The organism is Porphyromonas sp. COT-239 OH1446, from assembly GCF_000768875.1.
Taxonomy (GTDB): domain Bacteria; phylum Bacteroidota; class Bacteroidia; order Bacteroidales; family Porphyromonadaceae; genus Porphyromonas.
This window is the reverse complement of the sequence record NZ_JRAO01000010.1, coordinates 242,001-265,553: the sequence shown is the minus strand read 5'-3', so window position 1 is coordinate 265,553 and position 23,553 is coordinate 242,001. Positions and strand designations below refer to the sequence as shown.

General features: G+C 53.0%; 18 protein-coding genes, 1 tRNA gene and 1 pseudogene. 2 read left to right on the top strand and 18 right to left on the bottom strand.

The features are described from left to right. Window positions 1-41 precede the first annotated feature (41 nt). The 17 genes from HQ37_RS02785 to HQ37_RS02705 form a co-directional block, all read right to left on the bottom strand. Complete coding sequence (locus tag HQ37_RS02785) at window positions 42-818, bottom strand: 3'-5' exonuclease (protein WP_036880035.1); 777 nt, start codon at window positions 816-818, stop codon at window positions 42-44. A 25-nt stretch (window positions 819-843) separates the two neighbouring features. Further along, window positions 844-1,986, bottom strand: coding sequence for a DNA polymerase III subunit beta (gene dnaN, locus HQ37_RS02780; protein ID WP_036880032.1), 1,143 nt, complete (start codon window positions 1,984-1,986; stop codon window positions 844-846). Between the two features lie 410 nt (window positions 1,987-2,396). Next, on the bottom strand, window positions 2,397-3,272 hold the full coding sequence (gene cmr6, locus HQ37_RS02775; RefSeq protein WP_052080706.1) for a type III-B CRISPR module RAMP protein Cmr6: 876 nt from the start codon (window positions 3,270-3,272) through the stop codon (window positions 2,397-2,399). After that, window positions 3,269-3,733, bottom strand: coding sequence for a type III-B CRISPR module-associated protein Cmr5 (gene cmr5 / locus HQ37_RS02770; RefSeq protein WP_052080705.1), 465 nt, complete (start codon window positions 3,731-3,733; stop codon window positions 3,269-3,271). The genes cmr6 and cmr5 overlap by 4 nt, the downstream gene beginning before the upstream one ends. Before the next feature lie 11 nt (window positions 3,734-3,744). Continuing rightward, window positions 3,745-4,425 (bottom strand): type III-B CRISPR module RAMP protein Cmr4, encoded by a 681-nt coding sequence (gene cmr4 / locus HQ37_RS02765; RefSeq protein ID WP_036880029.1) that lies wholly within the window; start codon window positions 4,423-4,425, stop codon window positions 3,745-3,747. A gap of 9 nt (window positions 4,426-4,434) precedes the next feature. Further along, a complete protein-coding gene (locus HQ37_RS02760) occupies window positions 4,435-5,634 on the bottom strand; it encodes a type III-B CRISPR module-associated Cmr3 family protein (RefSeq protein ID WP_036880026.1) in 1,200 nt (399 codons plus the stop codon). 2 nt (window positions 5,635-5,636) lie between these two features. Further along, window positions 5,637-7,217: a type III-B CRISPR-associated protein Cas10/Cmr2 gene (gene cas10 / locus HQ37_RS02755; protein ID WP_036880024.1), complete on the bottom strand. Its 1,581-nt coding sequence runs from the start codon at window positions 7,215-7,217 to the stop codon at window positions 5,637-5,639. Beyond that, window positions 7,214-8,347, bottom strand: a complete 1,134-nt coding sequence (locus HQ37_RS02750) for a hypothetical protein (protein WP_036880021.1) — start codon at window positions 8,345-8,347, stop codon at window positions 7,214-7,216. Before HQ37_RS02750 ends, cas10 begins: the two co-directional genes overlap by 4 nt. A 2-nt stretch (window positions 8,348-8,349) precedes the next feature. Beyond that, a complete protein-coding gene (locus HQ37_RS02745; protein WP_036880017.1) occupies window positions 8,350-8,577 on the bottom strand; it encodes a hypothetical protein in 228 nt (75 codons plus the stop codon). Window positions 8,578-8,582: 5 nt separating this feature from the next. Next, window positions 8,583-10,157: a hypothetical protein gene (locus tag HQ37_RS02740; RefSeq protein WP_036880014.1), complete on the bottom strand. Its 1,575-nt coding sequence runs from the start codon at window positions 10,155-10,157 to the stop codon at window positions 8,583-8,585. A 582-nt stretch (window positions 10,158-10,739) separates the two neighbouring features. Further along, a tRNA-Ser gene (locus tag HQ37_RS02735) sits at window positions 10,740-10,827 on the bottom strand. 122 nt (window positions 10,828-10,949) lie between these two features. Further along, the gene (locus tag HQ37_RS02730; protein ID WP_152566771.1) at window positions 10,950-11,246 is read right to left on the bottom strand and encodes a hypothetical protein; all 297 of its coding nucleotides are present in this window, start codon (window positions 11,244-11,246) and stop codon (window positions 10,950-10,952) included. A 33-nt stretch (window positions 11,247-11,279) separates the two neighbouring features. Beyond that, a complete protein-coding gene (locus HQ37_RS02725; RefSeq protein WP_036880008.1) occupies window positions 11,280-12,125 on the bottom strand; it encodes a DUF4296 domain-containing protein in 846 nt (281 codons plus the stop codon). Between the two features lie 15 nt (window positions 12,126-12,140). Then, on the bottom strand, window positions 12,141-12,812 hold the full coding sequence (locus HQ37_RS02720) for a lipoprotein signal peptidase (protein WP_036880005.1): 672 nt from the start codon (window positions 12,810-12,812) through the stop codon (window positions 12,141-12,143). 3 nt (window positions 12,813-12,815) lie between these two features. After that, window positions 12,816-13,202, bottom strand: coding sequence for a TraR/DksA C4-type zinc finger protein (locus HQ37_RS02715; protein ID WP_036880003.1), 387 nt, complete (start codon window positions 13,200-13,202; stop codon window positions 12,816-12,818). A 31-nt stretch (window positions 13,203-13,233) separates the two neighbouring features. Further along, window positions 13,234-16,650 carry an isoleucine--tRNA ligase gene (ileS, locus tag HQ37_RS02710; RefSeq protein ID WP_036880001.1) on the bottom strand — a complete coding sequence of 1,139 codons (3,417 nt, stop codon included), beginning with the start codon at window positions 16,648-16,650 and terminating at the stop codon, window positions 13,234-13,236. A gap of 204 nt (window positions 16,651-16,854) precedes the next feature. Then, entirely contained in the window at window positions 16,855-19,176 is a 2,322-nt protein-coding gene (locus HQ37_RS02705) for an outer membrane beta-barrel family protein (RefSeq protein WP_036879996.1), read from the bottom strand. 171 nt (window positions 19,177-19,347) lie between these two features. Between HQ37_RS02705 and HQ37_RS02700 the strand changes: the two genes are divergently transcribed. Together HQ37_RS02700 and HQ37_RS02695 are read left to right on the top strand one after the other, a co-directional pair. Then, on the top strand, window positions 19,348-20,121 hold the full coding sequence (locus HQ37_RS02700) for a response regulator transcription factor (protein ID WP_052080704.1): 774 nt from the start codon (window positions 19,348-19,350) through the stop codon (window positions 20,119-20,121). A 620-nt stretch (window positions 20,122-20,741) separates the two neighbouring features. Beyond that, window positions 20,742-22,238 carry an acetyl-CoA hydrolase/transferase family protein gene (locus HQ37_RS02695; protein ID WP_036879993.1) on the top strand — a complete coding sequence of 499 codons (1,497 nt, stop codon included), beginning with the start codon at window positions 20,742-20,744 and terminating at the stop codon, window positions 22,236-22,238. A 138-nt stretch (window positions 22,239-22,376) separates the two neighbouring features. Here the strand turns inward: HQ37_RS02695 and HQ37_RS02690 are convergent. Then, window positions 22,377-23,515 (bottom strand): annotated as a pseudogene (locus tag HQ37_RS02690) (ISAs1 family transposase). Between the last annotated feature and the right edge of the window lie 38 nt (window positions 23,516-23,553).

Here is a 23,553-nt window from a genome sequence, read left to right as displayed (position 1 = left end):
ATTAAGGTCAAGCGAGCCCTAGCCCACTCGACAAGGGGATATTAGCTCTGAGGCCGATTCAGGGAGAGGCGCACACGAGAGAACCAATTCTTCGTGTCTAGGGTAAAGCTCGCCCCCATCACCCAGTGGTAGTAGCTTGGCTCGCTCGAGAGGACCTCGGCCAAGACCCGCCCCTTGTGCTTGCCGAAGTTGATGATGATCTCATCCTGATCATTATAGGCCAACATCCCGGCGAAGTCTACCATACGGCCATAGCTGGAGAACTCGGCTAGGAAGTCCACATCATTAGTCAGCTCCTCAGGATAACGATCAAGCTGTGCCATGAGGATCTCATAGGTAGCCCGGGTGTCTGCCTCGGCTGAATGGGCGTTGTCCAGGGTCTTGTCGCAGTAGAAGCGGTAGGCAGCCTCGAGCGTGCGCCGCTCCATCTTGTGGTAAATAGTCTGCACGTCTACGAAGCGACGACGGCTCAGATCGACCTCGACACCAGCTCGGAGGAGCTCCTCCACTAGCAAAGGGACATCGAAGCGATTTGAGTTGAAGCCTGCAATATCACAGCCCTCAATCCATTGGTAGAGGCTGCGGGCTACTTGGGCGAAGAGGGGACAATCCTTGACATCCTCATCCGTGATACCATGCACTTCAGAGCTAGCAGGGGGAATAGGAATCCCAGGGTTGATGCGCCTCGTCTTGCTCTCCTCTAGGCCATCGGGATGCACCTTGAGGATAGAAATCTCGATAATACGGTCGTTGATCACGTTAACTCCTGTCGTCTCTAGGTCGAAGAAGACGATAGGGCGTTCTAATTTGAGCTTCATAAGTTCTCTCGGATCGTCTCGGGACTTATTCGCCGACCAGCTTGAGTGGAATGATGAGGCTACAGATCTCTATACCCTCCTCAGTCTCGCTAGGGGTGATAACGCCTGCACGAGTCTGATCTGCTAGATCTAGGGTAATCTGCTCGCTGGAGAGACCCGAGAGCAACTGCTGTAGCATGTTAAAGTCGAAGCCGATCCGAATGCGAGCATCGGCGGGGAGGCACTGACAGGGGATAGACTCCTCGGCAGCTACAGAGAAGTCGAGGTCATTGGCCGTGATGCGAATTTGTTCCTCACCAACCTCCAGGAGGATAAGGTTACTTGCCTTATTGGAGAAGATCGAGACACGCTTAGCGGCATAGAGCAGACTCTCCCGATCCACCACGACAGCATAGGGACTGGACGAGGGGATCACAGAGTTGTAGTTGGGGAAGCGTCCGTCGAGTAGCTTAGCGGTCAGCGTGAAGCGTTCCATCTGGATGCACACATACTTGTCATCGTAGGACAAGGTAATGTCCGCATTCTCCTTGGGTAGAAGCGAACGGGAGAGCAGCTGGCTGATCTTGCCCGGCATGCAGAAGCTCGCCGTGAAGCCTGGATTGACATTATGATCGGTATACTTGACCAGGATGCGACCATCCGAGGCCACGAGGACGAGCTTGTCCTCGAGGAAGTCGAAGTTCACCCCCGTCATGATGGGGCGACGCTCATCACTGCTGGCGGCAATGATAGTGCGCTCCAGGCCAGTCTGTAGAGCTCGGGCCGAAAGGCTAAGGCTATGCGTAGAGCCCTCGAGAGAGATCGCCTGTGGATAGGTATCGCTCGAGGTCGCCACGAAGTTGTAGTGGCCATTGCTGTAGGTCAGCGTAGCCTCTAGGCTTTCAGGAGAGACCTCCAGGCTAACGGGCTGATCGGGGAGCTCCTTGATCGACTCGAGGATGATGCGTTCGGGCACGGTGAAGCTACCCGCTCCGCCCTCATTACTCACCTCGAGCGTAGAGGTGATGCGGCTACTTAGGTCTGCGGCCGATAGCTTGAGCTGATTGCCCTCGAGCTCAAAGAGGATGTTGCCCAGTACGGGAACGACCGAGACACTCTTGGTCGAAATGATCTTGGCGACAGTCTGCAGGTGCTGCATGAGTTCACCACTGCTTACTACGAACTTCATATACGATCTAGTTTTATATCAATATTTTCATTTTGGATATTCGCCACTCGCGGCTAGCCTAGGGGGGCTCTTGGACAAGCCCTATATGGCATACAAATATAGTCATTTCGCAGCGAACTGGCAGCAGGTCTAGCAGCAAGTCTCTCGACAACAAGGTTCTCCATCACGAGCGTCTAGAGATAGCTTCCTAGCCCCTCAGCCCACAGCGACAAAGTAGGCCTCGGTAGGTGCTCCATGGAGCACCTACCGAGGCCTTTTATTTGATCCTATTTAGACCTCAAGTGAAGTCCTATCTAGACCTCGATGGAGATCCTATTTGAGTCTCAGCAACGACCCAGCCGAGAGCTTGACAGAGTCCACAGTAGGCTCTCACCTACGAGCCTATCGAGGCCTCACCTGTAGTCCCCTCGCTAGGGATGCGTAGGGCGAGGGGCATCGGGAGTAGCAGCTGAGTCTTCCTCTCGAAAGCGGCCATAGCCCACATTGGTCTTGGCTCCTAGACCTAACTCTAGAATAATTTTTCTGAAGATCTGCTTCTTGAGTTCGGCAGGGAATAGCCCTCCATCGTAGAGCAAAAAGCGGAAGCGATACGTTACCTCTGGCTCGACGCGCAAGAAGCGTACAGGATTGGGATCGGTGAAGACACTCGGATGATGCGTGATATAGTCTTCCCCCAATAGATTCCTCTTGGCTTTGACAGGGATTGCATCAAAGAATATATCTCGCTCATAGATAGAGAACCTTTTCTCCTTGGCATTTTCTTCCTCCTTTTGATACTCCAGTCCTTTGAAAACTTCGTCAATGAAGGCTTTTTTTAGCTTTTCACTGTCTTTAAGCTCTTCAAGGAGGCTTGGCTTATGCTCCTTGATCAACACCGTGATTGCCTCATCTGCTAGAAACTCCCACTCGTTTACAGCAGCTCTTAGCGCACCCTTGACAGACGATCCAGGGATAACGGGCAGCCCAGAGCTATAGTCGAAGTACATCCCCAGCTGGAAGAATGGGACTGCCTCCTCATCCTTCGGCTTATTGACCTCGTGATGATAGCCGATGCCACAGAGTAGACCTGGGTAAGTCGTCTGTAGACTAAAGCTATAGTAGGGAGCAGAGTCCGCCTCTGCCTCTCGAGGCCACAGTCGATCCAGGGCATTGTCCTTCGTGGTCATAGGCCTCTTTTCGGTTAAGCCTTTCCCTCCTTCAAATTGGTCGATATCGATCAGCTCCCCCTGAGCATTGAGCTTCAGGGTGTCGAAATAGTCCTGATAATAGTGCTTTCCGTAGTTCATACCTTGCCTCCTTTCTTCTTAGGGTCATCTATCTCGAAGGTGCGTAGGGCGAGCTTGAGAGCGACAACATACTGGAGCACCTCCCCCCGAAGCCTCTTGATCGGTCCTTCTTGGGAGAGATCTTTCAGCGTACCGCTGCGCCTGTCGAGCAGCTCAGCGATACACTCATGCCCTTTCTTCTGCCTTATCTTGTTGCGCCCCTCGGGTTGATGCATATAGAGGAGGGCCTTGAGCCATAGGCTAAGGTCCCCCTCAGCATTGCTCTCCTCTTGATCGCCACCTTTGTTGTAGAAGATGAGCGTGGGGAGTAGGCCAGACTGAATGATCGCTGGGCCTAGGGCATTGATGTAGCCCTCGTGCACCTTCTGAACCCTGCCATCTCCACCAGCAATCCCGACAGCTTGGATCGCCTCTATCGCTAGAGAGATCAGCTCCGCCTGCTTCTCCTTACTTATGATCATAGCAGTATCAACTAAATGAGTTTTGTGATTGTACAGAAGCCGTAGCCTACAGAGCCATTGGCCCCGATCTGCACGAGCTGCCCATTGAGCTCCTTGTCGAGCTCCTCGTCGAACTTTCCGAAGAGCTCCTCAGGGCCAGAGACAAAGAAGACAAAGCAGCTTTCTGCTGGCACTACCTCCTCGTACCAGAGGTTTTTGCTCTCGCCGTTATTGAGCTTATTGCGGGCAATAACGGGGAGCTCCTTGATGGCCTCAGTAAGTGTGCTGTGGCTTTCATTAGAGTAGTCTTGAGGCTTAAGGTCAAGCTCTCCCACTCCCTTGATCTGCGTCCAAAGTGCTTGGATATCCCGCTGCCACTCGGGGCAAGAAGCTAGCTTGTAGCCTTTAGGTTCGTTATCATCCCTTAGGGGATAGGCCAGCAAGTTAGCTTGGAAGAAGGTGAATTTCCCTGCATGCTGATTTGTCTGCTGGTTGCCCTCTCCTCCGAAGATATCCACAATAGGTAGGCTACCCTTATTGGGGCTCGACTCGAAGAATTGCCTCAATGCCCCCTTGAGGCTCGAGGAATAGATACAGGGGCGACCATTCGTTACATCTCGCTGTACACAGTTGTCCACTACGCTGTAGCTAGCACCACCGATACCCACATGCAGGTTGGTGAGGCACTTAATTAGATATGCAGCTGTCTTCATGATGGTTGTTTAGTTAGTTTTCTTAGGAATGAGGTGGGTGTAGTTATAGCCGATCTTATGGAAGTTATTAGCCTTGCGAACCAGTTGCTCAAACTCCCTAGCCTTCTCGTCGTCGGCGAAGTAGAAGAGCGATCCCCGAGCATACAGCTCTAGAGGTGGCTGCGCCAGAAGATGCTTCCTACTAGAGATGTTTTTTATCGACTCATCGTTTATGTCTGTTTTCGGAACAATTACCCGAGCAAAGTCTCTAATCTCTGTGATAGCGAAGGAAACAGCCTCCCAATCGACCTCAATCCTTGCATCCGAGAGGAGGACGACGACGCTATGAGTGGGAGATTTGGGCAGGGTCTGAAGCACCTCGTCGCATTTCTCCTGATAAACCGTCTCTGCATCTTTGACTTTGTCAGCGTCCTCTACCTCCATCAAGAAAGACTGTCGCTCACCTCCTAGGAAGACGACTTCGCTAGCAGGCAGTTTGCTCTCGACAGAACAAGTATAGTAAAAGGCGAAGCATAGACTGAGGCAGGGCTCCTGCACACATTTCTCTGGCTCTACCTCACAGCCATCTGAGTCGGTGTGCACTGTGCATTGCTCGTTCTTGAAGCGGCCAAACTCTTGATAGAAGAAGCCATACTCCTCGGGACTCCCTTTGTCCTTCTTCCACTTCTCGGCTCGCACACCCACTCGGCAGTCTACTCCGAAGAAGTCATCCTCCGAGATTGGTGTACCTTCGGCACTAGCCCACATGTGGGGATGATCTTTCTTAGGAGAATAGTTACTGAGGCACTCCCCTTTCGCATCGAGCTCAAGCACTTGATACGGCCCTTTGTCTTCTTCACCCTCTCGCTGATATCTCCTACCAATAGGGAAGTAATGTGTCGGGTTTCCCTTCTCTTTGGTATCCATCAAGAAGACGGGCGAGAGAGATTGTATCTGACCGAACTCGTTTTTTGCATTTCTATCGGGATTGAAGCTAAAAGGGCCAACCAGAGCATCTGCCTCTCTCCAATTAACAATCTTATTATTCTCATAGATACCTGTACCAGCAAGCTGGAGATACTGATAGCGCAGCAGGCCCAGCAGGGCGGTCTGCTGAGGGAAGCGAGCCGAGCGCAGGTAGTAATTGACCGAATCGTCTTCGTTGAACTTATGCTTCTGCCCAAAGAAGAACTTCTCCAGTGGTTTCAGCTTAACTAAATAGGTAGGCATAGTTATCTCTCCTCTTTATCTGTTGTGAATTGGCAGTAGCGCAGCAGTCCATAGATGAGCTGCTTGATCTCCTCTGCCTTATGGCCCTTGCTGGCCAGTCGAGCAATGAAGTTGAATACCTTGCCCAAGAATACTTTCTTGTCCGGCTTATCGTGGATCTCCTCGTCGAAGAAGTTCTTACACAGGGCAAGCAGCCGCTGCTCTCTCTTGACCTCCTCCTTCTCATTACTGAGAATGGGCGTGATGACTAGGTCAAACATCTCATTCAACCAGTGGATCAACCCATCGAGCATCGCCTCTTGATCGGCAGAATATCCTCGGACAAGTCCTATAGCCTCCTGGTACAGAGCTTTATCTTCACTCTCCTTAGTACTATACTTACAAGGCAAAATGAACTCAATCTTTCGTCCACTATGCTTGTGGATGGAGATGGCCACCCGATCTCGCCCGCTCTTCTTAGCCCGATCGAGGAGCTTACCAGCGACATCAATCGCCTCGGCCATAGGGCTCTTGTAGTAGAAGATACTCACGCCATAGGACATCGTCAGAGGTTGAGCTTCACCTTTCTCCAGTTCCTTCAAGAGTTCTTCGTGTTCCGCAACCAGCTTATCCCTAAAGTCCTTGAACTGCTTCTCGACAACCTCAATGAGATCAAAGATTTGCTGGCTCTCATCTCTGAGGATAGGGGTGAAGAAAAAGAGATCGTCCCCTCCGATGTAGACTGGGATGCCCTTAAGCCTCATGAGCTCTTCAGCCGCTTTCTGAGAGAAGTTGAAGAAGTATCTAGAGAATTCCTGCATTTGCCCCTCCGTCAGCTTTTCGAGGAACTTGCCAAAGCTATCTCCATCAGCCTTGACTACAGCCAAGTACTTGTAACAGTTGCGATAGCTATCTCGCTTCTCTGTCGAGAGCCTTGCATAGTCCATCGCAACCTCATGCTCTCCTCTTGTGTATTCCTCAATCTCCTCATCGGTCAACCAGCCCGAGACGGCAATGCGAGAGGTCGTCTCGAAGGGAACCCTAGCACTGCCACCCTCTTTCTTTTGTACGTCTAGATAGCTGTTGATGAAGCCGTTGTTGCTGGCGAGGAGTTTCTTGAATTGAGTGTCCTCCCCGGTGGCTGCCCTCTGCCTAAGCTCGAGCGCATCGAGGCGGGAATTCAGACCCTTAACGAATTCTGCTTCTCCCGTACACGCGAGTGGAAAACCATAGATGTAGATATAGCTCTGGAGGTAGGCTTCTAGAGCTTCTGCACTCTTGCCTCCAATCTTCTTTGCAAGGGTTTCAATCACCTTGGCTTTAATCTCTTCTAGGTCGGCCTTAATCTCTTCGAGCTCTTCGACTTCCTTTGTAACGATAGCCCTATCGGGGAATAGCCCAACCTGACTCAGCAGAGATTGGTTCCCTAAATCAGAAACATAATAAGGAGATATAACCTTATAGCCTTTCTCCGCTAGCTCTTTGAGTAGCTCTCTCATGATCCAGGAGAACATATAGCTTGCACTCCAGTAGGCCTTAACCTTGCGAGCCTTGCCGAACGTCTTAACGATCGGCCCTATGGTAATGATGGTGTATGTGCTCATAATAAATTCTTTACAGATCGGAGGTCTCTATCCTCGATGAAACCTAGGAAGTCGTCCAAGAAGCCCCTAGAGCCCTCGAAGCACTTCTTGTCAGGGGTATAGACCTTTCGAGACTTGCCAGCCTCCTCAGGATCGAGGGTGAAGGTGAATTCAGTCCCAAACATCTCCTTTGGGATCTCCGAAAGGATCAGATAGATGATGCTCCCGATAGGTTTATAGACAATCGGCGAGGCAAAACGTTTAATCTCATCATGAGAGACCACCACTCGCTTATCCTGCTGTGGGAACTCAAAGTGCCCATGAAGGCCGAGCAGAGCCCGAAGGTATCTCCGCTCTAGGGTAGCACTCTCGGTGGGCAGACCGACCAGCTCTCGCTCTATGGGCTTCTCCCAGTCGAGGGATTTGTCCTGGAAGTAATACCTCAGCTCCGAGGGCCTCCCCCTCTGACCCGTCTTGATCTTGTTGTGAAACCTCCTGATCTGATCCATCTGAAAGCGAAGATCCACCTTGCTCTCAAGGCAATCTAGCACCTGGTTGTGATACATCTTCTTGGCAATTTCTTTCCGAGAAGAACCCAAAGACGTCGTCCCGATACGGGCGAGGGTAAAGCTCCCGAAGCCCTTCGTCTGCCTTGCCCCGAAGTTGTGCAAGAGGAAAAAGTCCTCCAAATGAGCCTTGATGACCTCTAGCAGGCCCTCATGCTTGGTGTAGATCTCGCCCTGCACACTGCCCGCCTGAACAGCTAGGCGAGGCCGCCCCTCTCGCCTATTGAGCCACTCCTCGTTGGCGAAGTAAGGGGTCGAGGGGAGGATCTCGACCTCCCTAAGCTCTTCCTTACGCCTCAAGTCTCGCCTAAGATCCATCTCCTTGCGCTCACTCACCTGATTGAGGGGAAGATAAGTCTGCACGGGCTCTCCCTCGGGTAGGGTAAAACGCAGCTTATAGTCCAACGCCCCTTTCTCTTGGTAGATGAACCAATCCGCATTCAAATCTTCTTTCTTGATCTTCTTGAGCAGATACCGATCGAGCTTGGGCTTAACCTCCGAAGCCCGAAGCGTTGCCCCCTCGTACCCCGACTGAAAGTGAATAATCGGGGTGTGCTGCGTGAGCTGAAATTCTAGTTTGTGCATAGCTAATGGCCTATTGAAGATTGAGCCTTCTCTTGCTCCTCTTGTTTTTCTCTCTTTTTCTCTTCTCTCTGCTCCTTGAGGTCTTGCAAACGAGCGGCTTGCAGCTCCTTCTCATGTTTGAGTTCTGCATCGCGAGTCTTAAAACGATAATATCGATCAATAAGAATGCTTATAACGACAGCTAATGAAATGATGAGAACCACACATTCAAAGCTTATTTCGGTTTCCATAGCTTTTATTTTTTAGTAGTTAGATAGCGTGCAATAATAGGAGTGAGCAGACAGAGGACGATAATAATGATTGTAAGGACATCCCCCAAAGTCCAACTATCAGCAGAGACACTCTGCCCCCAAAGGTAACCTAAGAAGCCCTCCTTAGCAAAGAAATTAACCCCTAGAGCTCCTATGATAATGCTGATAGGTAAGTAAAACGCAGCTGTTTTGTTGAGCTCTCCTTGTTCCTCCACATCTAGATAATCAAAGAGCTTGGTTAGCTCATCCTCTAGAGCCTGGACATCATCTGTAATCCCCATATTCCGCTGGAAGAGCTGGTACATCTCAATGCCTTGAATTTGAGAGCTCACCTCACGGAAATGAATCTCGTTGATGAAGCGGATATAGTCCTCGTAAAGCTCCTTGATGTTTTGGCTTACTTGACGCCTATTCTTGCGAATCTGACAAGTGAGGTAGGTAATCTCTCCTCTAAAGCGCAGAATAGAGGCTCGCTGTACCAAACAGAGTACTGCCATTCGGTAGTACATTGTCATAAAGTGAATTTCGATAAAATCAGCCGTTGTCAGATAAACAGAAGAATCTCTAGTCATGCCCATCAGTGTACCATATCCAACCCATCTATTGTAGGTGCATCGTTTAGTTTCAGATAATTGTAAATCAGCATTCGCTAGCCCGATATCTTTACCATCTCCAAATAGATATTTGGACCAAAAGTCCTTCATCTCTCCAGATTCATAGCAGTTAATGCTATCGACAGTTGTCTTATTGGTCTTTTCTGAGGCTTCCAGCTTTTTTACAAGACTGGCATTGTTATAAAAGCTCAAGAAGTACATCCGATCATCCATAACGGGTGATATACGGATCTTTTCCTTTCGTTCGTCGCAGTCTCTAAAGACAAAGCGACAATAACTATCCCCAACCCTATCTGTTGGCTTATAGCCAAAGATTTGACGGATATGGTCGGGAGGCAGGAAGACCCCTCTGTGATCTATCGGCTCTGTATATTGCTTGAAATCATCGTGGAAGTTTAACTCTCCCAGCTGCCCCGAAATAGAATCGGCTAAGAAAACGTTCTTAGCAGCAAGCGGATCATCTTGAGCCATAAATTGAGGATAAATACGCCGACCAAAGTCGTTGATGCGCAGAATATCCTCTTGATTGGGATGCTTCTCATTGCGTAGGAAGAATGACATCACCCCCACACCAGTATCGAAGACCTGTACCGAAACTTTCTCCAGGACTAACTGGTAGGGCTCTGCATCCCCACGAACCTTGATGTTGTAAGAGCCTCCAGGCTCGGCAAGCTCATAGCAGTAGACCGACTCATTCTCTTTCGTGGCAAAGAGGGCGGGGCGGACGAAAGGATGAAAGTAGACATACTCGCTGTAGTGCTCGGCAGAGGTGCCGATCTCGAAGTAGGTGCGACGCAGAGGGCTAACCTCGGAGAACACACGATCAAAAGCCTCGAGGCTCGTGCGCTCACGATAGGGGCTATCGCCCTTGCCCGAAGAGTGGGCGATGTAATCCCACTGAAAGGGAAAGATAAAGATATGACGGCTGTACACGGGCACACTCATAAGTTCTCAGTTGGGTATTTTTCGACAAATAGGACATGCTCGACCCCGAGGGCTGAGAATATCCTCCGAAAGGTAGTCATAATCTGACAATGGACAATCACTTCTCCCCCTCCCGTGAGAGGATAAAGGATGGGGCGAGGCTTTCCCATCCTATCCAAGAGCAAAGTGCTCTGTATGAACCTCTGTAGCCCCCCTCGATTGAGGAAGATGTAGCTCCACCCTCGCTGACCCGTGGAGGGACAAAGAGTACCTATCGAAACCTCTACTGAGACCCCAATAGGAGCTCGAATGAAGTCCTACTTATACCTCGATCGAACTCCTATCTGAGTCTCGAGTGCGCTTCTACTTAGACCTTGATCGAGGCTCTATCGGGACTTCATCCGTTGCCCCGAGGGATGCTCAACTTCGTCCCTATAGGGCATTCGCTGGCAGCCCTCTCGAGAACGCATACACTCCTCTAGGGGGCATACACCCGAGGGCCTATCGGGAGCTCGTCCGAGCCCTCGTCAGCCCTCGAGGAGAGGAGGTGGGGAATAGCAAAGGGTGCAAGCGCACTACTGCACTTGCACCCCTAACGATCTGCGGAGAGAGAGGGATTCGAACCCCCGATACGCTTTTGGCGTATACACGCTTTCCAGGCGTGCCTCTTCAACCACTCGAGCACCTCTCCTGATTTGCCCCGCAAAGGTAATAAGAATTATTGAGCTATTCACCCTCCAAGACAACGAGCTATCAATAAGCTCCGAGGCCTATGCCAGCAGCGGACAGGGGGGCTAGACACAGACCAGGGGATCAGTAGGTCGCAGAGAGATCGACCTGCCACGAAGAAGATCCCTGCAGCAAAGCCCCCAGCTCCTCTAGTGAGACCTCCTGAGCGGGTGAAGCCTCCTGCTGCGCCCAATCCCTCGAGAGCGGGTCAGGGCGTAGGAAAATCGTCCCACTGACGAAGATCGTGCGCTCCGCCTCCGCCTCGAAGGCTTTGAGCTCCAGCCTGCCCTCATCGTCCAGGCACACGCTTGCTCGAGGGAGACAATAGTGCCCGAGACGAATATAATGCGCAGCATAGCGCACCCGAGGCTCTAAGCGCATGGGGGACATTGTACGAGGGGTGTTTGGCGTGGGTTAATAGTCTTCGGGCATTGCCCAGTTGTCATTAGGGTCGTAGCCTGACCCTGGGAGCGAATAGCGTACCAAGCTGAAGCTATCCAGGGCTACGATCCTCTGCCCCGAAGATCTCAGAGGCAGTATGCCCTTGATGTGGCCTACACAGCGCACAACCTGCTCCTTACCCTGCTGTTGCACCTCGATACTATGTATCCCTGAGCGCAAGATCAGGAGGCTATCGAGCCGAGTGGTCGAGTCCTTGAGGTAGCGGTATAGGTAGAGGCGTAGCGCACCGAGACTGTCCAGCTCGGGGAGACCCGTGAGGCGCACCGAGAAGTTCAGGCGACGAGTCGAGTCGTAGGGAGAGCCAGGGCTTAGGTCAAAGCTGCGATAGAGCAGGCCGCCATCAAGGGCGTGATAGCTGGGCTCTGAGGGGAGGAAGTTTACCGAGTCAAGATTGTAGGTACTGAGCTGATACTGGCGGGCCTCCTCGGCTACAATCTGCTCATGCTGCTGTTTGAGCCTCGTATGGGTAGCCTCTAGGCTGTCATAGGCTACACGATAGAAGTCGTGCATAAGCGTCATATCATAGCGAGCGTACCACATGATCGAGCTATCCCAGTCTGCCTGCGTATAGCCATAGCGGGCCAGGAGGGCAGCATACTCACCCTGGCGGAGACTGTCGGGCGTGTACTCCTGCTGTAGGGCAGAGTTGAGCAAGGCCATCTCGATGAGCAGAGGCCTCATCTCATCCTTGCCAATCTTCGACCAGCCTCGAGACGAACAGCCCCCCACCAGTCCGAGTACAAAGACGCAGACCGATAGGAGGCTGATGAGTATGCTAGAGGACTTGCGCTCACGCATGAGAATAGAGGGGACTTAGTCGATGGAAGAACTGCCGCTTGCAGCCTGCCCCCTCTTCCCTACCCCGTCAAGCATATGAGCGAAAGTACGGGGGTAGAAGATTAGAAGGGCAATCACACCGATGCTGATACAGGCATCCGCGAAGTTGAAGACTGGAGCGAAGAAGATGAAGGGTTCGCCCCCATAGAAAGGAAACCAATCGGGGTAAGTAGTCTTGATCAGTGGGAAGTAGAACATATCCACCACCTTGCCATAGAAGAGGCTACCATAGCCCTCACCCCAAGGCACGAGCTCAGCGACCTGCCCCACGCTCGAGGTGAAGATCTCCCCATAGAAGAGGCTATCGATGATATTGCCCACTCCCCCGGCAATGATCATAGCCAGGCAAGCGATGAAGCCCAAGCCATAGACCTGACGACGAATGAGCCTACTGAGGTAATAAGCCCCTAACCCCATAGCTACGATACGCAGAAGGGTTAAGAAGAGCTTGCTGCCGAGCTGGATGCCAAAGGCCATCCCCTCATTCTCCAAGAAGTGAATATAGAACCAGGAGGTAATCTCATAGGACTGTGTCTCGATCATCGTCATCTTGACCCAAATCTTGATCACCTGGTCGATCACCAAGAGAACGATGATCAACAGCAGCATCCACCAGCCTTGTCTGCCCGTAGTCGCCTTGATCTGCATAGACTACTTCTTCTCCGAGAGCTTAGCCTCGATGCTTAGAGTCGTATGAGGGACGGCACGCAGACGCTCCTTGGGAATCAATTTGCCCGTCTCACGACAGATGCCGTAGGTCTTCTTCTCGATACGCACGAGGGCTGCCTGTAGTCCCTGGATGAACTTGAGCAGACGCATAGCCTGCTGGCCAGCTTCGCCCCGAGAGAGGATCGTAGCCCCCTCTTGAAGAGATTTGAAGGTAGGCGACGTATCGGCAACATCATTGCCCGAGGCCATGCTAGCCCCTGCACGCAGCAGCTCGTAGTCTGCCGTAGCTTGCTCCAGCTTCTTGAGGATAAGCTCTTTGAACTCTTGCAGGTCTTCGTCCGAGTATGCAACTCTCTGATCTGTACTCATTGGTGTATAGTGTTTGGTTTGTACGTAAAAGCTATTTACTGATCGACACCCATAACGAGAAGCCATCCATGTCTAGCTCGACAGGGCTCTCGATACGAGGTACAACTTCAAAGTTCTCTGCCTGCACCTCTCGGGCAATGTATGAGGCATAGAGGCTGAGGGCTTGCTCCATCTCTGCACTCTGCTGCAGGCGAACATGGATACGGTCGCTGAGCTCGTAGCCGCTCTGCTTGCGGAGGTTTTGCAGGCGATTGATGAGCTCTCGGGCCAGGCCCTCGCTACGTAATTCGTCCGTGATGGTAATGTCGAGGGCTACGGTCAGAGCTCCTTCGTTGGCCACGAGCCAACCAGGGATATCCTCCGAGTAGATCTCTACATCCTCACGCTCAAGGACTACAGTCTGCCCCTCAACCTCGAGCTCGAGGCGACCGCTGCGCTCCAGCTGACCGATCTGCTCCTGAGAGAGCATAGCCGAGAGGGCTGCAATGGCCTTCATGATTTTGCCATAGCGAGGGCCAAGGCGTTTGAAGTCTAGCTTCACCCTCTTGACCAGAGCCCCCTGGCCATCGCCGACGAAGCGAAGCTCCTTGAGATTGACCTCACTGAGGATGAGGGGGACAACAGGCTCGATCGAGAGTCGCTGAGCCTCATCCAGCACAGGGATCATGAGGGTCTGTAGAGGCTGACGCACCTTGATATTCACCTTACGTCTGAGTGCCAACACCATCGAGCAGATGCGCTGAGCCATCTGCATATTCACCTCGAGAGGCTTGTTGATGAAGGCCTCGTCGGCCTCTGGCATGAGGCTCAGGTGTACAGAGCCCTGAGCCCCCGAAAGCCCAGGGTGCAGATCACGATAGAGCTGGTCGGCATAGAAGGGGGCGATGGGGGCCATCAGCTGCGCAACAGCCTTGAGCGAAGCATAGAGGGTTTGATAGGCCGAGAGCTTGTCGTTAGTCATCTCTCCAGCCCAGAAGCGGCGACGGCAAAGGCGTACATACCAGTTGCTGAGCTGTTCGCTGACGAAGTCGCTAATGGCTCGAGCAGCTCGGGTAGGCTCATAGTCGGCATAGTGGACATCGACCTCCTGGATGAGCGAATGCAGAGCTGAGAGGATCCAACGGTCGATCTCGGGACGCTCACTGAGGGGTACTTGCTCGGCCTCGAGGTCGAAGCCATCGAGATTGGCATACAGGGCGAAGAACTGATAGGTATTGTAGAGGGTTGAGAAGAACTTGCGACGCACCTCCTCGACGCCCTCGATGTCGAACTTGAGGTTATCCCAAGGGGATGAGTTCGAGATCATATACCAGCGTACAGCATCAGCACCGTAGGTACGGATGGTCTCGAAGGGGTCTACGGCATTGCCTAGACGCTTGCTCATCTTGTTGCCATTCTTGTCCAAAACGAGACCATTGGAGATCACGGCCTTGTAGCTGACAGCATCCGAGATCATCGTCGAGATCGCATGCAGGGTAAAGAACCATCCACGGGTCTGGTCTACCCCCTCGGCTATGAAGTCCGCAGGGAAAGCTCGACCGCTCTCCACCAGCTCCTTATTCTCGAACGGATAGTGCATCTGTGCATAGGGCATAGCTCCCGAATCGAACCACACGTCGATGAGGTCGGCCTCACGATGCATGGGCGCACCCGAGGGGGAGACGAGCGTGATCTCGTCCACGAAGGGGCGGTGCAGATCGATCTTGTCGTAATTCTCCTGAGTATATAGCCCTGGGACGAAGTCCTTGATGGGGTTCTCAGTCATGAAGCCCGCCTGTACAGAGCGTTCGATCTCTTCGTAGAGCTCGGCTACAGAGCCGATACAGAGCTCCTCTCGACCGTCCTCTGTGCGCCAAATCGGCAACGGAGTACCCCAGTAGCGGCTGCGGGAGAGGTTCCAGTCCTGCAGGTTCTCTAGCCACTTGCCGAAGCGACCAGTACCTGTACTCTCGGGCTTCCAGTTGATGGTACGGTTAAGCTCGATCATGCGCTCCTTGCAGGCGGTCGTACGGATGAACCAGCTATCCAGTGGGTAATAGAGGACGGGCTTGTCCGTGCGCCAGCAGTGGGGGTAGCTATGGGTATGCTTCTCGATTCGGAAGGCTTGCCCTCGAGCCTTGAGCGAGAGGGCGATAGCAACGTCGAGCGTCTCGTCCTTGTCCGTGAGCTCTTCGTCGTAGGCATTCTTGACATAGCGGCCTGCGTAGGGGATATAGGCCTCGACATCCACCTGAGTCGAAACAAACTCTGGGTCTAGCTCCTCGAGTCGATAGAGGCGACCAGAGAGGTCGACCAATGGACGCTCATTGCCCTCCCGATCCTTGACGAGCAGGGCGGGCACACCGCTCTGTCTAGCGACCTTGTTATCATCTGCTCCGAAGGTGGGCGCAATATGTACGATACCTGTACCATCCTCCGTAGTAACGAAGTCGCCGAGGATCACTCTGAAAGCCCCTGCCTCAGGACGTACCCAGGGGATCAATTGCTCATACTCGAGACCCTCGAGCTCTCGACCCATCCACGAGCCAACGATCTGGTAGGGCAGATGCTTGTCGCCCTGCTTGTAGGCGGACAAATGCTCAGCACCCTCTAGCTCTAGGCTCACAAGGCTAGCGAGCAAGGCCCGAGCCACAACGATGGTGATGGGGGCAGCAGTATAGGGGTTGAAGGTGCGTACGGCCACATATTCGATCTCAGGGCCTACACAAAGGGCTGTATTGGAAGGAAGCGTCCAGGGAGTTGTCGTCCAAGCGAGGAAGTAGGCCTCGCCATGGCCCTGCATCTCAGGCAGGGGCTTACGGATGGCGAACTGGGCGATGCAGGTAGTATCCTTCACATCTCGGTAGCAACCAGGCTGATTGAGCTCGTGAGTACTGAGCCCCGTCCCAGCGGCAGGCGAATAGGGCTGTATGGTGTAGCCCTTATAGAGCAAGCCCTTGCCATAGATCTCCTTGAGCAGATACCAAAGGGTCTCGATATAGCGATTGTCGTAGGTGATATAGGGGTGCTGCATGTCCACCCAGTAGCCCATCTTTTGGGTAAGATCCTCCCACTCACGGGTAAACTTCATCACATCCCGACGACAGGCCGCATTATACTCGGCTACACTGATTGTCTTGCCGATGTCTTCCTTGGTGATCCCGAGGGCCTTCTCTACGCCCAGCTCTACGGGTAGGCCATGGGTATCCCAGCCAGCTTTGCGCTCGACTGAGAAGCCCTTCATGGTCTTGTAGCGACAGAAAATATCCTTGATCGAGCGAGCCATCACGTGGTGAATGCCGGGCATCCCATTGGCAGAGGGAGGTCCCTCGTAGAATACGAATGATGGGGCATCCTTGCGCTCACGAAGACTCTGTAAGAATAGCCCTTCCTCTTCCCACCTCTGAAGCATCTCCTCCCCTGCGAGAGAGAGACGTAACTGGTCATACTCGGCAAACTTATGGCTCATACCTTTGATACTGCTTTCCTTAAATATATTATAAACGCTGCAAAGGTACGTTATTTTGCTCAATCTGTAAGAGCTCTGGAGGGCAGCCTCAAGCAGAGAAAGCTCTGAGAACAAGAGGCCGATACCTCGAGAGAACCACTAGGCATCTCTCGAAGCATCGGCCTCTCTTGCGTTGAGGGATCTCTCCTCGGCGAAGTGCAGCCTCTATAAACGATTGATGGCCTCGGAGGCAGTATCTCGGCCTCGGTACTTGCGCTCCTTGTTGAAGCGGTAGGTAAAGTTGAGGTGAATGCTCCGAGAGTCGCTGTACTCACTCTGCCTGAGGGCTACCCCTCCGATGGCTGTAGAGAGCTGGCTGCCGCCGGTGCGCAGGAGATCCATGAGGCGCAGCGAGACCTGTAGACGACCGTCGAAGAAGCTCTTGTTGGCATACATATTGATCACGTGCCGCCTCTCCAGATTGTAGATCTTCATCGTGGAGGCACTCTGATAGCTGTACTCAGCCTCGAGGTAGTAGCCACGGGGCAGGGTGAAGCCATGATTGAGGCGCAGGTAATATAGGGGTTTCGTTTGGTGCATTAGGCCCTCCCTAAGCCCCTCAATGTGGTTGTACTGGTAGGCCGCTGTGGCACTCAGGCTGTACCAGCCCCAACGCTCTCGGGCGTTGGCGACGAGCTCGAGAGAGGAGGCTCGTCGGTAGTTCGCTGGGGCGAAGATATAGCCGCTAGGGACCTCTCTATTGGCTCGGATGTGGGTAGCAATGAGGTCTCGATGCAAGGCATAACTGGCTGCAAAATAATAGTTTGAGAAGATCAAATTGTAACCGAAGCTATGGTTACGCTGGGGGACGAGGTTCGGGTTACCCTCCTGCATGAGGTACTGATTCGAGCGATAGGTATTGTTAGTCAGCTGCTCCATCGTTGGGCGGAGGATGGACGAGCCGAGGCTAAGGCTGTGCATGGTCTTGCCCAGCTTGCCCGAGAGCTTGACAGCATAGAAGAGGTCTCCCCAAGAGCGGTCAAGATCCTTCCCCCCGACGAGTCGATTGTGCAGGGCACTCTGAGCTCGCTCGTAGCGCAACCCAAGCTGAGCGTCCCAGCCCTTGAGGGCGAAGCGATAGGAGGCAAAGCCTGCAAACACCCGCTCGTCGTTGGTGTAGTCGCTCACTCGCTTGAGATCGAGGCCATAGAGCTGGTGGCTATCGCCTGTGATGTCGTTGGCCTCGATCCCCAGCTCGAGGGCCTGCCCACCCTCGAAGCTATAGCCTAGGATAGCATTGCCCTGCCAGAGGCGGCGATGGCTCTTGGAGTGGATCACGATCGGGGTCGTCGTCTGATGCAGGAGGCTCTGCTCGCTAGAGGTCTGATCTCGGTCAAGGCACTTGTCGAGGTAGTCGCCGTTGAGGGTGAGGTTGATCCGAGGGGTGAGATCCCATGAGGCGAAGGCGTTGAGGTGGTGCAGAGCCGAGGGGTCCTCGACCTGGGTCAGGGAGAGGATCTCATCGTTAAGCTTAGGGCCTATGTAGGACCTGGAGTAATCGTTTAGCTCTGAGAGCTCTACATCTCGACCGAAGACATACTTAACCCCCAGTCTGAGGTTAGATCGAGGCGAGAAGTCCGCTCCGCCCATGAGCTTGACCTCTCTGCCGCCAGGCTTGATGACCAGGTTTGTCGTGAGCCGCTCCTCGAGGGCCGTGCCCTCTGTCTCGGAGATAAGGGTTTCTAGATCCTGCGTGTTACGCTTGCGGGCACGACCATAGAAGAGCATAGCATAATAATTCGCCTTGCCCTTGTTGTAAGCCAAATGAGCCTCACCTCTACTGGAGAAGAAGTGCGCCAAGCGATTCCAGCTCATCAGGCGTATCGAGAGGGCCGAGAGGTCTCGCTCGGTGCGGATGTGCAGCACAGCCCGCACGTCGCTGGGATAGCGCGCCCCTGGGGCATTGTCTAGGCTGAGGCTCTTGATACGCTTGATGTCTATCATGCGCAGGTCGCTCACCTCATGCACCTCCCGACCATTGAGGTAGATCATCAGCCTCCCGCCAGAGATCAGCCCGACAGAGCCATCGAGCGAAGTCCTCAGTCCAGGCACTTGTCCCAGCACCTCCATAATATCTGAGCGATAGGCCAGGGTCGTACCCTGCACGCTCATCTCGAGAGCTCCATGCCTAAGGCGTATCTGTGGGCGATCGGCCTTAACGACCAGGCTATTGAGCTCGACGACGGCCTCCCTAAGGGTAATGCGCATCGTCTCGGAAATAGGATGGGAGGCCTGCTCATAACCGACAGAGCTAAGCGAGAGGTAACAGGCCTCGGGCAAGCCCTCGAAGGCAAAAGCTCCCAGGCTATCGGTAACTGCCCCTCGGACGAAGGTAGAGTCGGAGAGCCTCTTGGCCACAACATTGACAAACTCGAGGCCCTCGCCGTGCTGATTGACCACGATGCCTCGCACACGCTGCTGCGCTTGAGCCTCGATCGTACTGCATAGGAGAACGAGGAGGATGGGGAGGGAAAGTATTCGTTTCATAGTCTCTAACCGTTAAACGTTCGTTGATGCAGCAAAGGTACTGGGCGCACCAAGCGGCGTGCAATACCCAAAAGGGTAATTCTACTCCCAAGTGGCCAACTCTTACCCTTCCGGGTAATCGGATGCCTAACAATCACTATATTTGCTTCATCACCACTAAGGATTCTCCCGATGAAGACTGATGCGAACATCCCCTCACGCCTCTACCCCGACAGCGTGGATCGCCCGAGGGTCAACCCTGAGGCCTACCAGGATCTACAGCCCTATATTGACTCAGTGGTCGCCCTCTCTCGGCTCACCTACCAGTCGCTCTACATCATCGACTACCATCGGATGAACTTCCTCTATGTCTCGGACAATCCTCTCTTCCTCTGTGGCAAGAGGGTCGAGGAGGTGCAGCAGGAGGGCTATGCCTTCTACTACGAGCATGTGCCGAGCGAGGATATAGCCTTTCTCACAGCGGTCAATCGTGCGGGCTTCGAGTTCTTCCGCAGGCAGCCTGTTGAGGAGCGTTGCAGCTACACCATCTCCTACAATTTCCAGCTCTACAAAGAGGGGACGAGCGAACTTATGCTCATCAACCACCGGCTCACCCCGCTCAAGCTCGACGAGGAGGGAAATATTTGGCTCGCCCTCTGCATCGTCTCCCTCGCCTCCACCAGTCAGCGGCATACCGCCTACATCACACAGGCCTACTCCAAGAACTGCTGGCAATACACCCCGAGCAGCGGACGGTGGCGACTCAGCGAGACGATCGAGCTCAGCGAATACGAAAAGGCCGTGATCCGACTGGCGAACCAAGGTCTATCCGTAAGCGAAATAGCGGTGAAGATCAACAAGTCCGAGGACTCTGTCAAGGGCTATCGCAAGAGTCTCTTCGTCAAGCTCGATGTGGCGAATATCTCCGAGGCTATCGCCGTAGCCACTGAGCACCGACTACTCTAGAGCGTGCGGCATCCCCCTCGGGGGCTTCCCTCTCTCGACCGAGGGCCTCAGCCTTAACGATTAGCCCCTCCATCCACAGCCTACAGCAGACTGTGGGCGGAGGGGCTGTCGCATACGCTCTCCACTCCCTGAGCAGCTCGCTGAGGCTCTATGCCGAGGGCTGCCATCGAGGATCGAGGTGGGGCGGAGCTGAGGGGGCGATAGGAGCGCAGGTGAAGTCTCGGTAGCCTCTCGAGTGAGAGACCATCTAGCATCGCAGTAGAGGTCTAAGTAGGACTTCAACTGAGATCCAAATAGCATCACAACAGAGACTCAAGTAGGAGCTCCACCGAGACCCAAGTAGGATCGCAATAGAGATATAAATAGGAGCTCTATTGAGGTCTAAGTAGGGCCTCGATAGAGGTCTAAGGAAGAGCGCACTTGAGCCTTGCCCTAGAGCTCTTCCGAGGCCACACACACCACAGGGACAGCCTCCCGAGATGATGCCCCCGACACTTATCACCATGCGAGAGAGTATTTGTAGATATAATTAGCTAATGATAGAGTTAATTCGTAATTTTGAGGCACGTTAGATAGGACTTCAAAAACATCCACATTATATTTTCAAAGAGCTCAACATTATGGCATTGAAATTCATCACTGCAGAAGAGGCTGCCGCATACGTGCAGCACAATGACAATGTAGGCTTCAGCGGCTTCACCCCCGCTGGCTGTCCCAAGGTTGTCCCCGAGGCAATCGCTCGACGTGCCGAGGCAGAGCACGCCGCAGGCCGTCCGTTCAAGATCGGTATGTTTACAGGGGCTAGCACAGGGCCTCACCTCGATGGAGCTCTGGCAAGAGCCGAGGCGGTTAAGTTCCGCACCCCCTATCAGTCCAACAAGGATATGCGTGCATCCATCAATGCAGGCAAAGCTCCTTACTTCGACGTTCACCTCTCTATGCTCGCCCAGGAGATGCGCTACGGATTCTTCGGGCCAGTCAATGTAGCGATCGTCGAGGCTGCCGATGTTACCGAGGACGGGCAGATCGTCCCCACCTCTGGCGTAGGTATCCTACCTACAATTTGCCGCTTAGCAGACAAGATCATCATCGAGCTCAATGATCGCCACCCCAAGGAAATCCGAGGCATCCACGACATTGTCGAGCCCCTAGACCCTCCCCATCGTGAGGCTCTCGGCATCTATAAGCCCTCGGATCGTGTAGGTAAGCCCTATGTACAGGTAGACCCGGCCAAGATCGTCGGTGTGGTGCGCACGAGCGAGCCCAACGACGAGAGTGCCTTCGCACCTCTGGACGACGTTACTCGTGCCATCGGGGCAAACGTAACCAAGTTCCTCGTCGAGGAGATGAAGGCCGGCCGCATCCCCGCCGAGTTTCTCCCCCTACAGAGCGGAGTGGGCAACGTGGCCAATGCCGTACTCGAAGCCCTAGGCGACAGCCAGGACATCCCCGACTTCGAGGTCTATACGGAGGTGATCCAAGATGCCGTGATCACACTGATGAAGCGAGGCCGAGTGAAGTTCGCCAGTGGTTGCTCGCTCTCGGTGAGCCGCCCTGTGATCCAGGATATCTATGCCCATCTCGACCAGTTCAAAGACAAGCTACTGCTCCGCCCCCAGGAGTACTCCAACAACCCTGAGATCGTCCGTCGCCTAGGCGTGATCGCCATCAATACGGCCCTGGAGGCAGATATCTTCGGCAACGTCAATTCGACCCACGTCAACGGGACGCGCATGATGAACGGGCTCGGAGGCTCAGGGGACTTCACTCGCAGCGGTTACCTCTCGATCTTCATCACCCCCTCTACGGCCAAGGAGGGCAAGATCAGTGCCTTCGTCCCCATGGTTTCGCACCTAGACCACAATGAGCACTCGGTCAAGATCATCATCTCCGAGTACGGTGTGGCTGACCTAAGAGGCAAGTGTCCACGACAGAGAGCCCACGAAATCATTGAGAACTGTGTGCATCCCGACTATCGCCCCCTGCTACGTGAATACCTGGAGCTAGGTGTACAGGGACAGACTCCTCAGAGCCTAGAGGCCTGCTTCGCCTTCCACCGCGAAATCGAACGCAGCGGAGATATGCGCCTGGTCAAGTGGTCTGACTACAAGAAGTAGCCTAGGGTAGAGCCTTCAACAAAAATACCTTCGCCAGAGAGCAAACTATTGAGGTCTGTTCACTGGCGAAGGTATTTCATTCCCTCCCCTCTCACTAAGAGATCGCTTCACTCAGGTACTTGAGGCAGGGCAACCGCATCAAATCTTTAGGAGCTTCTTGAGATAGTCTATATTGAGAGCGGCTTTGAACAGCCTCTTACGCAAGGATAGTTTGTCTTTGTACCCAGAGACAATGGCTAAAGCAAACTAGAGACAATGGCTAAAGCAAACTTTCTCAACGTGTTTAGGTTGGTGGCTGAATAATTCTTACGAGCACGGCAGGCATCTTCCCTGAAGGTTACATCCAAATGCCAATGGAGTCTATTCTCAATCCCCCAATGCCCTCGAATGTATTGCCCTATTAAGCGACATTCTTCAGGTGGTAAACTACTGATATAATACTGTTTATCTATTCGGTTTTCTCCCCCTAAACTACTAATCTCTCGCTCCACTTGAATTAAACTTCTCAAGCCTTGCCATTGACCATACTCGCCTCCGTCAAAGACCTCTGAAGCTAGTAATGTCGTATAAGTCCTCTTCTCAATACGACCATGATTTTTCTCTACGGTCTCATAGCTATGACTCCTATATTGTCCTGTGAAGCAATCTTGAACGTCCTCATACAAATGTTTTTGATTGCCTTTGAGGCTTAGAATGTAGTCAGCTTCTGACTGGATAATCTGCTCTGCAATGTTGGTTTGAGTCCCCATAGCATCGATGCTAATAACTGCCCCTGATAAATCAAGGCTATCCAAGACCTCTGGAATGGCTTGTAACTCATTGCGTTTCTCGGCAACAGTCTCTTGAGCAAGGCTTAAACCTACTTCATCAACCCAAGCTGAGAGAATATGTGTACTGCCTGTTTTCTTCTTAGATCCTCTCAGACGTTTGCCGTCAATGGCGATGTGCTTACCTTCTAAGTCGCTAATCAGCTCTTTACCATAGACTTGAAGACAAGCATAGAGAGACTGAGGTTCAATGCGTTGGAGCACTCTCTCGAACGTGTCTACGCTCGGACAGCCATTAGGCAATTCAACCAGTGGGCGAAGCGATTCTCCACGCTCTAAGCAAAGTTCATGCATGGACTCATAGTCCTCGCCTCCACACATGGACTCATAATCCTCGCCTCCACACAAATAACTCGCTAGTGCAATAACCAAAATATCGCTCAACTTATGCTTGCAACGACCCACAACACGTGGGTCGGAGACCATCGAAAAATAATCGCGTACATCCATACACCAAAGATAGCCTTATTTCGATGCGATTGCCCTGA